Genomic DNA, 14,156 nt, shown 5'->3' with positions numbered 1-14,156 from the left:
TACTCCTATCTTCTCATCCAATTCATTGAAGAAGATTAGTACATAGACTTCCCATTTTTTCGCATGGTCGCCAAGTATTCCCGCCGCCTATATAGTTCACTTTACATTTCGGCCTGCCAATCCGTCTGTGGGCCTCTCGGTTACCCATAACTCCTTCATACAATTTCTCACGAAACCGCATTAGTTTAGACTTTCTGTCTTGCATTGGAACTCAACAGAGTAGGACTTTCACCTACGTAACACCTATCTTTTTAGGATTCATTTATTTCGTTTATACTCCGTATCGTAAATACAATCCCTAATAAGAAAGAATTTCAACCATGCCTGTACATGGTTGAAATATAGCGACTGCCTGTCGCACAAAAAGAACAGCAGATTTTCTCATGCTGTTCAATTAGCATTATTTTACAACAATCTTACAGGAAACTTTTTTGCCATTTACACTACGTGCATAAATATAGGCAGTTCCTTTTTTCTTAGCTGTAACCTTTCCTTTTGCACTGACGGTCACAACATTCTTATTAGATGTTGACCAGGTAACTGTTTGAATGGTTCCTTTCGGTGCCAGTGTCGCTTTTAAGGTGAAAGAAGATCCTTTTTTCAATGTTTTGTTCTTATAATTTAAAGTCACCTTTGAAGGAGCATTTACAACCTTTACAATACATTGTGCTTTTTTCCCATTCAATGATTTCGCTGTAATGGTTACACTTCCTGTGGCTTTTGCGCTGACTTTACCATATTTATCCACCGTTTCAATTTTTTTATTACTACTCGACCAAGTAACATTCTGAGATGCTTTTGAAGGTAAGACGCTGGCTTTTAAGGAAGATTTCTGTCCTTTATACATCGTCTTTTTCGTTGTACTTAATTGTACCTTGGCTGCAGCAGGACGTTTTAAAATTCCGTAAATTATTTTACGAAGCAAGGTGTGTTATTGTTTATGGAAAATGGACGTGATTTTCAAATACCTTCCTTTTTATATGAACCAACCACATTAGCAGAACGCCTTTATGTCCTGCGTAAGATCTTAAAACAAAATCAAGAAGATAATAGAGCTGACTTCCTATTAAAAGAAGAATACTTTTCTTTTGAAAGCATCCTTTCTATCAGCTGTTATTCTCCAACGAATATTATTTTCTATTACGGAGAAGATATGGATAAAAGTACCTTCTTCTTTAAGGAGAATAGTTTAAATCATTGTATTTATGACTTTTTAGCGAATTTATGGGACACAGAAATGGTTTATTCTGTGGAAGAAACGAATGCTTTTTATGAAGAAGTCATACAGCACTATGAAACGCTTCTTGAAAGCTCAAACACCGATCATAAAACAAGGCGATAAGAATGTATGACTTCCTACCGCCTTGTTTATTTTTTATGATGCTTGTTTTGGCAAAGGTTGCTTTGACTTTTCTCCTTCATCACTTTGTCTTTTCAAACTGCTTCGCCGATGCATTTCTTCACGCAATAAAGCATAGATGATGGAGAAAATCGGCAAGCCCAATAACATACCGGCAAAACCAAAGAAACCTCCGCCTACCGTGATTGCAAATAACACCCATAAGCCAGATAAGCCTACTGTATTCCCCACAACACGTGGATAGATGAGATTAGACTCAAATTGCTGTAGACAAATACCGAACAAAATAAAGAAGATTCCTTGCAGCGGATCAACAAAAGCAACAAGCAAGGCACTTAAACCTACACCGAAGATTGCTCCAAAGATAGGGATAATATTTGTACAGCCAATGATTACGCTAAGAATCGGCGCATATGGGAATTGTAAAATCAGACATCCGATATAACAAAGGATACCGATGATGATTGCTTCTACTAATTGCCCGGTAACAAAATTAGCAAAGGTTACATTGGTTAAATGTGCAACCTTTAGTAAATACTCGTTTACCCGCTTTGATGTAAAGGCATATAAGAATTCTTTTGCTTGGGTTATTAAGCGGTTTTTGGAAATTGTCAGATAGACCGCAATCACCAAAGCCATAAAGATATTCGCAATGCTGCTCGCAAAGCCACTTGCCATATCAATAAGATGAGGTAACCCATTCTTTACGATATTAACCGCCATTTTTTGAATATCCATCGCATAGGTTTCAATTTGTTTTAAAACTTCCTCCGGTATCTGTTTATTCTCAATCGCCGTTTGAATATTCTTTTGCACTTCTTCTAAATACCCCGGCAATGCATTTGCCAGTGTGGTAACACTGTGAATTACTTGCGGCATGACAATCCAAAAGATAAAGGTGATCACACCTATAATAATGATCAATGATAACAAGGCTGCCACTGCACGTTTACCTTTACCCAAGGATGCAGGCAGTTTCTTCATAAAGTACTTCATTGGCAGATTAAAGACAAATGCCATCATAATACCATAAATAAATGGCTTTAATAAATTTATGATCATCTGTAAAGTACCCATGACCTGATCAATATGTAAAATGACCCAAACCAAGGCAATGGTATAGGTGATGATGAATATAATGTGTTTCATCGTCAAACGATTTAACTTCTTATCCTTATCTTTTAACATTGCCCCATCTCCTTCTTCTTTGCAAGTGATTATGAATTACGTAATTCAATCAAAATATCACGTAATTCCGCAGCTCGCTCGAAATCGAGCACTTTTGCCGCTTCTTTCATTTCCTTTTCCAAATTTACTAAGAGTTTTTCTTTATCCTTCTTTGTTACTTTGGCTTTTTTGCTCATATATTTCGCCGTCATTTCCTGTGTTTCTTTACTGCGAACAACCTCATGAATCGGCTTGATGATTGTTTTTGGTGTGATTCCATGTTCCTTATTATAAGCAATCTGGATTTCACGTCTTCTGGCTGTTTCATCCAAAGCTTTCTGCATACTGCCGGTAATCGTATCGGCATACATGATAACTTCACCATGCGCATTACGGGCAGCACGTCCAATGATCTGAATCAAAGAGCGTTCGCTACGCAAGAAGCCTTCCTTATCCGCATCTAATATCGCTATTAAGGAAACTTCCGGAATATCCAGACCTTCTCTTAGCAAGTTGATACCAATCAATACATCATATTTCCCACGACGCAAATCACGGATGATTTCCGTTCGCTCAATTGTTTTTACTTCATGATGCAGCCAGGCAACCTTAAAGTCCATCCCTTTCAAGTAGCTGGATAAATCTTCTGCCATTCGCACGGTTAATGTGGTTATCAAGGTACGCTCATTACGAGCGATCCGTGTTTTTATCTCATCCACCAGATCGTCAATTTGTCCTTGTGTTGGACGAACTTCAACCTTAGGATCTAACAATCCTGTAGGACGTATGATTTGTTCAATGACTTCACCATGCGTCTTCTCCATTTCATAATCTCCCGGTGTTGCGGAAACAAAGACTGCCTGATGGTACATTTTTTCAAATTCTTCAAAACGCAGCGGTCGATTATCCAATGCACTTGGCAAACGGAATCCATAATTCACCAAAGTTTCTTTTCTTGCCCGATCGCCATTATACATCCCACGAATCTGTGGCAAAGATACATGACTTTCATCTACGACCAATAAAAAATCATCCGGGAAGTAATCAAATAAGGTATAAGGACGTTCCCCTGGTTTTCGTCCATCGATATGACGAGAATAGTTTTCTATACCGGGGCATACGCCAAATTCACGCAATGCCTCCATATCATAACGAGTACGTTGTTCCAAGCGCTGTTTCTCTAGCAGCTTTCCTTCATTATCAAGTTCTTTTAAGCGTTCTTCTAATTCCGCACCGATCGTATCTGCGGCACGATTGATAATTTCTTGCTTTGTCGCATAGCCACTTGCCGGATACACAACATATACCGTATAAGCGTTTTGTACCTTACCAGTCAAAGGATCTACTTCACAAATACGTTCAATTTCATCATCAAACATCTCAATACGCAAGATATAAGAATCGGTATGTCCAAGTGCCACCTCAATCACATCACCACGTACACGGAAGGTACCACGTATTAAATCCATATCATTGCGCTGATACTGACGTGCTACTAATTTCCCCATTAATTCCTTACGATCTATGATATCCCCTACGCGAATACTGAAAAACATATCCCGATATTGCTCTGGGTTACTGGCACCATAGATACAGGCTACAGACGCAATAATAATCGTATCTCTTCGTTCCAGTATCGAATTGACGGCTGCCATTCGGAGCATATCTAATTCCATATTGGTTGTGGCATTCTTATCAATATAGGTATCAGAACTTGGTATATAGGCTTCAGGCTGATAATAATCAAAGTTAGATACGAAATATTCCACACGATTATTAGGAAAGAATTCTTTAAATTCTGAATATAGCTGTCCAGCCAACGTCTTATTATGCGCAAACACTAGCGTAGGTTTATTGACCTGTGCAATGACATTCGATATCGTAAAGGTCTTACCCGTTCCGGTTGCCCCTAACAAAACCTGCTGTTTCTTTCCTTCCTTTATGCCTTCTACAAGCTCTTTGATTGCCTTAGGTTGATCTCCTTGAGGCTGATATTCTGATACTAAATCAAATAGCTTTTCCTCATTTTTCATTTGCTATTTCCATCGCTTTCTTTAATTGTAAATCATATTTATATGGATCACTCCGCCATTTTCTAAGGCAGTCTGATACCAGTGATCTACAGACTTCTTCGCGAATCTTTCCATCCGCTTTCAATTCATGATCTTTTTGATACTGTGTTAATGCTTTTGCAGAGGTATAAGAGAAATAGGCATCCGTACGATCAACTGCGTATCCTAAAAACTTTAAGTAGATCTGTACAGGAGATGCCGCTTCATTTACGGTATCAAAAGCAAATTCTTCTTTATCTAATTGCGGCATGCCCGTTACATATGCCGCTTCCTGTGCTACTTTGATATCCGGAGTAATTCCAACTTTATTAAGCTTATTACCTTTTGGTGTTATCCATTCACCGGTTGTGTATTTTAGCATACTGCCATCCTTAAATGGTAATGGAATCTGTACCGTACCCTTACCATATGTTTTTTCACCGATAACGATTGCTTGCGCCTGTTCTTTTAAAGCCGCTGTTAAAGCCTCTGATGCACTTGCCGTTCCACCATTGACCAGTATCAATAATTTATCAAAGGTATAATGCTCATAACCATTCAATGTCTTATATTCCGTGATATTTCCATCATGATCATCTTCCTTAAAAATAACCTGATCATCCTGCATTAAATAGCTGGCAATCTGTAGTGCCGCTTTTAAATAGCCTCCACTGTTATCACGTAAATCAATAATCAAATGCTTAACTTTTGCTTTATTGATATCCTCTAAATGGCGACCAAATTCATCACCACTTGTTTCCGCAAAAGTCGTTAGTTCAATTTTTGCTGTATCTCCCTTGATTTCACTGAACACAGTTCCATTTACTTTTTTACGGGTAATCGTTTTTTCTATATGTTTTCCACTGCGAATGATTTCCAGCTTCACTTTTGTGCCACTTTCCCCTTTAACTTTTTTAGCCACTTCTTCTGTTGAAGTGTTTTTTAATACTTTGCCATCTACTGCATAAATCTGGTCACCTGCATGAAGTCCTGCTTTTTCTGCCGGTGAATCCTTAATAATATCAGAGATGATAAACGTATTATCATCTAAGGCATACATTGTAACACCAATGCCGACAACACTGCCTTCCATAGAGCTTGTAAAGCTTTCACTTTGCTCATTATTCAGATACATCGTATGCTGATCACCGCCGGCATCGACCATACCCTTGATAGCTCCATTGATCAGTTGCTCATTGAAGTCTTCTTTATCTTTCCCAAAATAAAATTTATTTTTCATGATGGTATATACTTCACTCAATTTAGCAAAAGTTTTATCATTGGTGACATCTGAACGGCTTAAAAATCGGTTAAGACCATATCCAGAAAAGAAGAAAATAACACATAGAGCAATTATGCCAATGCGTCTTTTCCTTTGTTTCTTCTCTGCTTCTATCTCATCCGGCCATTTATGGCGCACTAATTTATAACGAACTACTTTTTTTTCAGACATCATCATCACCTCATCAGCATAACTGAAAATTATTACGTGTATTATCATACCATATTTCAGCGTTCATGATAAGTCATTCCCTTCGTAATCATCTGAATGATCAAAAAGGTAATGACAAACGTAGTAAATATGAATAAATATCCACCGATTTATGATTTATACCCAGAATTCTTATCACTATTTGAAGGATTTTTTTCATACAAAAAGAGCCCTCTGTTTTAGAAGGCTCAACATATGCACATCTTTTTTATAAACTCTTATTGACCGCAACTTCTTTAATGATTTCCACACAACCATCAATACCAAAGGTACTGGAGTTTAATGAAATATCATAATTTTCTGCACGACCCCATTTACGATCGGTATAATACTCATAATAATTCGCACGACGCTTATCAATTTTATGAATAGAATTTTCAATATCGCGTTCATCTACTTCATAAGAATGAATAGCGCGTTCTTTTTTCTCTTTCATATTACCATGAATAAATACATTTAATACCGTATCATAATCTTTTAAAACATAATCTGCACAGCGTCCGACAATAACACATGCGCCTTCCTTTGCCACCTGCTCAATAACCTGTGATTGTACCAGAAACAGACGATCATTCAAGGAAAGTTCAGTAATTGTTGATAACGGTCCTCCTAAGGAATAACCAAGAGCACCTAATAAACGGAAACCTTTGCTTGTACGAGAATCTTCTTCCTCAAACAATTCCTTATCTAATCCGCTTTCCTTTGCAGCAATTTCGATAAGTTCTTTGTCATAGAAAGGTACATTCAGCTGTTCAGCCAGCTTTTTGCCGATTTCTCTACCGCCGCTTCCAAATTCTCTACTGATTGTAATAATGGTCTTTTTCATAAAATCGACCTCCTCACCTTGTAATTTCATTATACTATCATCTGCTTACAACATCAATGTTTCCGTTTTCATTTTTGTAAATAGCATTGCATCAAGTTTTTTATCACTGCCTTTCTTAAGGTATTCCCGGATAGTATCTATCCTATACAAAAAGAAGCAAACGGCTAGTTACAAAGGTTGTTATTTGTTCATATTATAGCGATTAATTCAGATAGAAAAAACATTTATATTGATATTTTCCTTGTATTTGTTCAATTTATGTATTATCATAACGATATTGAACATATAATTATCTTATATGATTCATCAAAAGGAGATGCTAAAAATGAAGCCTACTGTCTTATTAACACCGGGTCCTTTAACAACCAGCGCTGCTGTAAAGCAAGCAATGTTACAAGATCTTGGCACTAGAGATGATGAATATCGTATGATAATCCAATCTTTGCGTGAACAACTATGCAAATTGGGACAAGTGCATCCAGCGCAATACGCTTTGATTTTCATGCAAGGTTCTGGAACCTTTGGAGTAGAAAGTGTCTTAACAAGCACGATTCGTCAAGATGAGCATGTTCTGATTTTAGCGAATGGAGCTTATGGAAACCGCATGGCACAAATATGTGAAACTGCTCATATCCCATTTACATTAAAAAATTATCCTATGGATAAAGCTTTACCACTCGATGAAGTAAAAGAGCAGATAGCCGATCCTCGCTATACCCATGTTGCCTATGTGCATTGTGAAACAACGGCAGGTGTGATGAATGATCTTTACCGTATTCAAGAATGTATCCGCAGCTATCACAAAATCAGCATTGTCGATGCCATGAGCAGTTTTGGTTCTGCACCGATTGCTATTGCAGATGCAGGGATTGATTATCTGATAACCAGTGCGAATAAATGTCTGCATGGTGTACCGGGAGTAGCTATCATCTTTGCCAGAAAAGCACATTTGGATACATGTCAGCATTGTGCTGTTAGCCTGTCCTTGGATTTGTACGAACAATATCGCTCTATGGAAGAAACCCAAGGCGCATTTCGCTTTACCTCACCAACGCATGTCATGTTAGCTTTGCAAGAAGCCTTAACAACACTGATAACAAACGGAGGCATTCCAGCACGTCATGAACGCTATATGCATGTCCAAAAAGAATTGCATGACAGTATGACGAAGTATGGTTTCCATACCTTAGTAGAGCCTGACGTGCAATCTTGTGTCATAACGACATATTTGTGTCCGAAAGGTTTTGATTTTACGCATTTCTACAACTTTTTTAAAGCCCATGGTTTCTTGTTATATGCTGGGAAATTACCTGGTATAGATGCATTTAGGATTGGTAATATAGGGGAAATCAGCGATGCAGATATTCTTCACTTTAAAAAAGTCTTACGCATGTATATGGAGGAAAACAGATGAAAGCAGAAACTTTGATAAATGCTTTAGAAGCAATTGCTATCCACGATTATATTGGTGTTCCAGATTCCACATTAAAAAGCTTTTGTGATTATTTATACTTGCACAAGAGCCCTGCACAGCATCATGTGCCTGTAAATGAAGGTGCAGCACTGGCTATGGCAGCCGGCATCTATTTGGCAAGCGGTCAGATATCTTGTGTTTATATGCAAAACAGTGGCTTAGGTAATGCTGTAAATCCTATCACCAGTCTGCTGCATGAAAAGGTATATGCGATTCCAATGTTATTCATCATCGGCTATCGCGGTCAGCCAGGATATACAGATGAACCACAACATAAATTTCAGGGAGCGATCACCTTACCTATGCTAGAGCTGTTAGAAATTCCCTATGCCGTGTTGAAAAAAGACGATGATGCCTTCTCCCTTTCACAGATACTAAAAAAAGCACAGACATGTTTTCAAGCGAAGAAGCAATTTGCCATCGTTGTGGAAAAAGGTGCTCTTGAAAGCGAAGAAACCTTACACTTTCAAAATGGCTTCCATATACGAAGAGAAGAAGCCATTCAACACGTTATTTCTTCACTGCAATCAGAAGATGTCATCATCAGTACGACCGGCAAGATTTCCCGAGAGGTTTATGAACAGAGCAATGCTATATTAGGTCATCATAAACAAGCGTTCTTAACCGTAGGCTCTATGGGACATGCCTCTATGATTGCACAAGGTATAGCCTTAAAGTGTCCGCATAAGCGTGTCTTTTGTTTTGATGGCGATGGAGCTGCGCTGATGCACATGGGCTCTATGAACTATATTGCCCAACAGCCTTGTAAGAACCTTATCCATATCGTTTTTAATAATCTTGCTCATGAATCCGTTGGTGGCATGCCGACACAATGTGCTAAGACGCCCCTTTATGAAATCGCAAAGGCCATGGGCTATAAACATGTTCTCTATATTACTGATTTACAAGAATTGGATAGCACTTTACAAAGAAACTATCAAGGACCGGTATTTATCGAAATCGGTGTTGCAGTAGGTTCTCGTGCTGACTTAGGAAGACCGAAAGAAACTGCTGTAGAAAATAAAGAACAATTTATGAGCGTTTTGAAAGGAGAATACTAACATGAAAAGTGTTTATGCATGTTTTAGTACCGATGTCATTCACGAAGGACATCTTCATATTATTCAAGAAGCACAGGCCTATGGAGAACTCACGATAGGGGTATTAACAGATGAGGCGTTGATAAAGTTTGATCGTTTCCCGACAATTACCTTTGATGAGCGGTTTCAAATGATGCAAAAGTTGGATGGCGTTGCACATGTTGTTGCGCAATCCACGGTTTCATATACCGAAAACTTACAAAAGTTAAAACCAGATTATGTCATTCATGGTGATAATTGGAAGACGAACGAACAAAAAATCATACGTGATAACGTGCTTAAGGTTCTATCAACATGGGGAGGACAACTCATTGAGGTTCCTTATACACGCACGGAAAAGGTACAGCATATCGATAAAGTGATGCATGATAAGTTAGCTATGCCTGAATTTCGAAGGAAACGATTGCGTCAGCTTTTACAGCTGCGTCCAATCGTAAAAGCACTGGAAGTCCACAGTGGCATTACAGCTTTAATTGCCGAAAAAACAATTGTGCAAAACAAAGAAGAACTTGATCAGTTTGATGCCATGTGGATCAGCAGTCTGTGTGATTCTACCGCAAAAGGAAAACCTGATATCGAACTGGTGGATATGTCCAGCCGCATACGTACCATTGATGATGTGATGGATGTATCTACCAAACCCATCATATTAGATGGCGATACTGGTGGTTTGATTGAACATTTTGTATACAACGTACGAACCTTGGAACGTCTTGGCGTTTCGGCAATTATTATTGAAGATAAAACAGGATTAAAGAAAAACTCTTTATTTGGTAATGATGTAGAACAGACACAGGACAGCATTGCCCATTTTTGTGAAAAGATCAAAGCCGGGAAACAGGCACAGCTAAGCGAGGACTTTATGATCATCGCTCGTATCGAAAGTTTGATTCTTGAAAAAGGCATAGCGGATGCATTACAACGTGCTTATGCGTATGTCGCGGCTGGGGCAGATGGCATTATGATTCATTCAAGGCAAAAAACACCGGATGAAATTTTTGCCTTTTGTGATGCCTTTCGCCAAAAAGATAAGAACACCCCGATTGTGGTAGTGCCTACTTCCTATCATAGTGTATTGGAAGAACAGCTGGCAGCGCATGGTATCAACATCGTTATCTATGCCAATCAGTTAACGCGCAGTGCTTTCCCAGCCATGCAAGAAACAGCAGCCAGCATCTTAAAACATCATCGCGCGAAGGAAGCAGATGCACAACTCATGTCGATTAAAGACATCATCACGCTAATTGATGAAATGTAGCCTCTCTGATTCATATATGAATTACCGGTAGTTGACAATGGTCTGAATCCCTGTCTGCTACTGGTTTTTCTTTTCCTATTGGCATTTCCTATACCCCATTACAAGGAATATGCTAAAATGAACATAGAAGATGAGGTGATTTTATGCGTATTCTTTTAGCCGAAGATGAAAAAGAACTAAATCGTATCGTATGTGAACGATTACGGGAAGAACAATACAGTGTTGATGCTTGCCTAAATGGTGAAGAAGCCTTAGCATTTTTACAAGTCATGGAATATGATGTTGTCATACTGGATATCATGATGCCTATCGTAGATGGTTTAGAGGTTTTACAAACCTTGCGAGCTAATGGCAAGCAAGTGCCGGTTTTGATGTTGACAGCAAAAGACAGCATTCAGGATAGAGTTAAAGGATTGGATGCCGGAGCAGATGATTACCTTGTAAAGCCATTTGCCTTTGATGAACTTTTGGCACGAATCCGTGTTTTATTACGCAAACCATCCAATCAGCACACCGGTTTTTATCAGGTAGATGATTTAGTCTTATATCCAAATACTCATAAAGTGTTACGTGCTGATAAGGAAATTCATCTCTCCGCAAAGGAATTCTCATTATTACGTTATATGATGCAAAATACCGGTATTGTCTTAAGCCGAGAAAAACTGGAACAGCATATCTGGAATTATGATTACAGCGGAGAATCGAATGTCATTGATGTTTATATCCGTTATCTGCGTAAGAAAATCGATGAAGGGCATGCGCATAAGCTGCTGCATACGATTCGCGGTGTTGGCTATGTTTTGAAGGTGGACGTATGAAACGATTATCTATTAAAGCCAAACTGACAGTATTGTACAGCTCATTGATGATGCTTTTGATCATCTTTATCATAGGACTATTCTTCACATACAGCTCCCAAGAGATTCTTTCCCATACCAAAGCAACTTTAGAAGAACATGTATCATCCAGTTTTGATAACATCGACTATAAGCATGACAGCTATCATTTTGATAATGATATATTAGAATTAGAGGATGGTGTCTATCTTTCTGTATATGATGCAAAAACGCAGGAATTGGTGTATGGGCGAGTTCCTTATGGCTTTGCGTATGATCTTCCTTTTGCGGATGGACAGGTGCGCAAGATTAAAAGCAATCAGACTAAGTTTTATGTGTTAGATATGCAGTATCAGGTAAAAAAGAGTGCCCCTTCTTTGTTGGTGCGCGGTATCATATCCATCAGTGATGCACAGGAAAACGTTTATGCTACCCTGCGTTTGAGCTTACTGTTACTGCCATTGTTTGTACTCGTCAGCTCAATTGCCGGTTATTTTCTTGCGAAAAAAGCATTGTCACCGGTTGCGACCATTACCCAAAGAGTCCAGACCATTTTAAAAGGACAAAATCTGACGAAACGCGTGGCTTTAGGAAAAGGAAAAGATGAAATCTATGAGATGGCTGAAACCTTTGATAAACTGTTAGCGCAGATGGAAGACAGTTTACAACGAGAACAGCAATTTACCAGTGATGTTTCACATGAATTAAGAACACCATTAACAACTATCCTAATGCAATGTGAACAGCTGTTACATGAGAAACAGAAGGATGAAGCATCCGCCAAAGAGTTAAAAGTCATCCAACAAAAAGCCATTGCCATGCGTAATATCATCTCCCAGTTGTTATTGTTGTCGAGAGCCGATATGGGTAATGCCCAGCTGACGATGGAACCACTGAACTTTAGTGAATTAAGTGCTTATGCCATTGAAGAAATACAGCTACAGGCAGAAAAGAAACAGATACAGGTAACAAGTGACATACAGAACAACATCATGGTCTATGGTGATCAGACATTGTTAATTCGTTTCTGGATGAACGTGTTACATAATGCAATTCAATATGGTAAGGAGCAAGGACATCTTTTCCTACAGGTAAAACTTATGGAAGATCATGTGCAGATTGTTGTGGATGATGATGGAATCGGCATAACAGAAGAACAGCTACCTTATATATGGAATCGGTTCTATCGCTGTGACAGTGCCAGAAACAACAGCACTAGCAGTGGTTTAGGATTATCTATGGTAAAATGGATTATTGAAGCGCATGGTGGTTTATGTGATGTGAAGAGCTGCTATGGAAAAGGTACAACCTTCACTTTCACTTTACCCGTTTTAAAAAAAGATGAAAAGCTTTAATCTTCCTTTAATCTTTCCATGGTACTGTGTATGTGTAAAGAAGGAGTCGCATAGGAGGAAACGATTATGAAAAAACAATTATATCTGACAACTCTTCTCAGTGCCGTTATCTTAGCTGGCTGTGGCAGTTCCGTAACTCCATCCTCAGCCGCAAGTGACATTGGGGAAGCAAAGGCAAAAGCGATTGCGCTGGAACATGCAAAGGTAAAAGAGGCAGAGCTTACCAAAATTCATGTGGAAAAAGAAACAAAGAAGGGCAAAGCGGTATATGATATTGAATTTGAAACAAAAACAAAGGAATATGATTATACGGTAACGCAAGAAAAAGGAGAAATCCTATCTTCATCCATTTCCAACAACATGAAAGATGACGATAAGAAAAAGACGACGGAAGATGATAAAACAGCAGACAAGAATACACAAAACAATGTTCAAACAAAGGCAACCGAGTCTACTGATAACCATGCATCCTCACAGCCAAATACATCGGATTCCACAAAAGAAATCAGTGCGGAAAAAGCGAAAGCGATTGCTTTAGCGCATGCCAAGGTCACTGAAAACAACACGCAATTGTTGAAAGTAAAAAAAGAACGTGAAGATGGCATTAAGGTGTATTCCGTTGAATTCTACGTTGGTAATACCGAATATGACTATGACATTGCCCGCAGTAACGGAAAGATTATCCAGTATGATATTGATGTGGAAGAACAGAAACACCACACACCATCTACTTCTATTATCTCATTAGCAAAAGCTCGCTCTATCGCATTGCAGAAAGTGCCTGGCGCAACCAGTAAAAACATTCACTTATCCTTAGATGATGAAGATGACAAACAGGTATATGAAGGAGAAATAAAGTATAAACAAATGGAATATGATTTTGAAATTGATGCGAAAACCGGAACTTTCTTAAAATGGACCAGTGAAAGAGATGATGATTAAACTCATATAACATAAAAAAGCTGCCTAAGACGGTTCAATAAAACAGTATGATTAAAATTATTTTCAGGAAACGGCGTAACTTACAGGTTATGCCGTTTTTTCGTTTTGCACTCGTTAGTAAAGAGGTGGGAAGTCTTCCCACAGTTATTCCTGCTTATGCTCATCATTATCAAAAAGCATTTAGAATCTGTTGTCAGATAGTTCTCAATTTTAAATACGGTGGTAATTGTAAAATGCCAAAATAGATAAAGAAAATTTGCACCAAAATTTTTATTCATCTACACTATATATAAGT

Annotated in this window: 12 protein-coding genes; 7 read left to right on the top strand and 5 right to left on the bottom strand. The window is 38.5% G+C overall.

What is annotated here, in order from left to right; genetic code table 11:
• Nucleotides 1–400: 400 nt before the first annotated feature.
• Nucleotides 401–925 (bottom strand): Ig-like domain-containing protein, encoded by a 525-nt coding sequence (locus tag AC1VS3_RS05520; protein ID WP_008691267.1) that lies wholly within the window; start codon nucleotides 923–925, stop codon nucleotides 401–403.
• Nucleotides 926–940: 15 nt separating this feature from the next.
• Here AC1VS3_RS05520 and AC1VS3_RS05515 point away from each other — a divergent pair, with 15 nt between their 5' ends.
• Nucleotides 941–1,342 carry a hypothetical protein gene (locus AC1VS3_RS05515; protein WP_008691264.1) on the top strand — a complete coding sequence of 134 codons (402 nt, stop codon included), beginning with the start codon at nucleotides 941–943 and terminating at the stop codon, nucleotides 1,340–1,342.
• Nucleotides 1,343–1,375: 33 nt separating this feature from the next.
• Here the strand turns inward: AC1VS3_RS05515 and AC1VS3_RS05510 are convergent, their stop codons facing one another.
• From AC1VS3_RS05510 to AC1VS3_RS05495, 4 genes are all read right to left on the bottom strand, one after another.
• Nucleotides 1,376–2,548: an AI-2E family transporter gene (locus AC1VS3_RS05510; protein WP_008691261.1), complete on the bottom strand. Its 1,173-nt coding sequence runs from the start codon at nucleotides 2,546–2,548 to the stop codon at nucleotides 1,376–1,378.
• 29 nt (nucleotides 2,549–2,577) lie between these two features.
• Nucleotides 2,578–4,560: an excinuclease ABC subunit UvrB gene (uvrB, locus tag AC1VS3_RS05505; RefSeq protein WP_008691259.1), complete on the bottom strand. Its 1,983-nt coding sequence runs from the start codon at nucleotides 4,558–4,560 to the stop codon at nucleotides 2,578–2,580.
• Complete coding sequence (locus AC1VS3_RS05500; RefSeq protein WP_017144540.1) at nucleotides 4,550–6,031, bottom strand: S41 family peptidase; 1,482 nt, start codon at nucleotides 6,029–6,031, stop codon at nucleotides 4,550–4,552. Before AC1VS3_RS05500 ends, uvrB begins: the two co-directional genes overlap by 11 nt.
• Before the next feature lie 247 nt (nucleotides 6,032–6,278).
• Nucleotides 6,279–6,896 carry a cytidylate kinase-like family protein gene (locus tag AC1VS3_RS05495; RefSeq protein ID WP_008691257.1) on the bottom strand — a complete coding sequence of 206 codons (618 nt, stop codon included), beginning with the start codon at nucleotides 6,894–6,896 and terminating at the stop codon, nucleotides 6,279–6,281.
• Between the two features lie 325 nt (nucleotides 6,897–7,221).
• On the opposite strand from AC1VS3_RS05495, the gene AC1VS3_RS05490 reads away from it, so the two are divergent.
• From AC1VS3_RS05490 to AC1VS3_RS05465, 6 genes are all read left to right on the top strand, one after another.
• Nucleotides 7,222–8,310 (top strand): 2-aminoethylphosphonate--pyruvate transaminase, encoded by a 1,089-nt coding sequence (locus AC1VS3_RS05490; protein ID WP_008691256.1) that lies wholly within the window; start codon nucleotides 7,222–7,224, stop codon nucleotides 8,308–8,310.
• Nucleotides 8,307–9,431, top strand: a complete 1,125-nt coding sequence (aepY, locus tag AC1VS3_RS05485; protein ID WP_008691255.1) for a phosphonopyruvate decarboxylase — start codon at nucleotides 8,307–8,309, stop codon at nucleotides 9,429–9,431. The genes AC1VS3_RS05490 and aepY overlap by 4 nt, the downstream gene beginning before the upstream one ends.
• A gap of 1 nt (nucleotide 9,432) precedes the next feature.
• Nucleotides 9,433–10,728 (top strand): phosphoenolpyruvate mutase, encoded by a 1,296-nt coding sequence (gene aepX / locus AC1VS3_RS05480; RefSeq protein ID WP_008691253.1) that lies wholly within the window; start codon nucleotides 9,433–9,435, stop codon nucleotides 10,726–10,728.
• Between the two features lie 143 nt (nucleotides 10,729–10,871).
• Nucleotides 10,872–11,546 (top strand): response regulator transcription factor, encoded by a 675-nt coding sequence (locus tag AC1VS3_RS05475; protein ID WP_008691251.1) that lies wholly within the window; start codon nucleotides 10,872–10,874, stop codon nucleotides 11,544–11,546.
• Complete coding sequence (locus AC1VS3_RS05470) at nucleotides 11,543–12,919, top strand: sensor histidine kinase (RefSeq protein WP_008691250.1); 1,377 nt, start codon at nucleotides 11,543–11,545, stop codon at nucleotides 12,917–12,919. The genes AC1VS3_RS05475 and AC1VS3_RS05470 overlap by 4 nt, the downstream gene beginning before the upstream one ends.
• 66 nt (nucleotides 12,920–12,985) lie before the next feature.
• The gene (locus AC1VS3_RS05465) at nucleotides 12,986–13,861 is read left to right on the top strand and encodes a PepSY domain-containing protein (RefSeq protein WP_008691249.1); all 876 of its coding nucleotides are present in this window, start codon (nucleotides 12,986–12,988) and stop codon (nucleotides 13,859–13,861) included.
• The last annotated feature ends 295 nt before the right edge of the window (nucleotides 13,862–14,156 follow it).

The sequence above is a fragment of the Longicatena sp. genome, assembly GCF_982403165.1.
This window is presented reverse-complemented; position numbering and strand designations above follow the sequence as displayed.

What these genes read in the sequence shown, in the direction of transcription:
- AC1VS3_RS05490 (WP_008691256.1), top strand. Translation starts at nt 7,222, where the DNA reads ATGAAGCCTACTGTCTTATTAACACCGGGTCCTTTAACAACCAGCGCT.
- AC1VS3_RS05510 (WP_008691261.1), bottom strand. Translation starts at nt 2,548, where the DNA reads ATGTTAAAAGATAAGGATAAGAAGTTAAATCGTTTGACGATGAAACAC.
- AC1VS3_RS05515 (WP_008691264.1), top strand. Translation starts at nt 941, where the DNA reads ATGGAAAATGGACGTGATTTTCAAATACCTTCCTTTTTATATGAACCA.
- AC1VS3_RS05500 (WP_017144540.1), bottom strand. Translation starts at nt 6,031, where the DNA reads ATGTCTGAAAAAAAAGTAGTTCGTTATAAATTAGTGCGCCATAAATGG.
- aepY (WP_008691255.1), top strand. Translation starts at nt 8,307, where the DNA reads ATGAAAGCAGAAACTTTGATAAATGCTTTAGAAGCAATTGCTATCCAC.
- AC1VS3_RS05470 (WP_008691250.1), top strand. Translation starts at nt 11,543, where the DNA reads ATGAAACGATTATCTATTAAAGCCAAACTGACAGTATTGTACAGCTCA.
- aepX (WP_008691253.1), top strand. Translation starts at nt 9,433, where the DNA reads ATGAAAAGTGTTTATGCATGTTTTAGTACCGATGTCATTCACGAAGGA.
- AC1VS3_RS05495 (WP_008691257.1), bottom strand. Translation starts at nt 6,896, where the DNA reads ATGAAAAAGACCATTATTACAATCAGTAGAGAATTTGGAAGCGGCGGT.
- AC1VS3_RS05465 (WP_008691249.1), top strand. Translation starts at nt 12,986, where the DNA reads ATGAAAAAACAATTATATCTGACAACTCTTCTCAGTGCCGTTATCTTA.
- uvrB (WP_008691259.1), bottom strand. Translation starts at nt 4,560, where the DNA reads ATGAAAAATGAGGAAAAGCTATTTGATTTAGTATCAGAATATCAGCCT.
- AC1VS3_RS05475 (WP_008691251.1), top strand. Translation starts at nt 10,872, where the DNA reads ATGCGTATTCTTTTAGCCGAAGATGAAAAAGAACTAAATCGTATCGTA.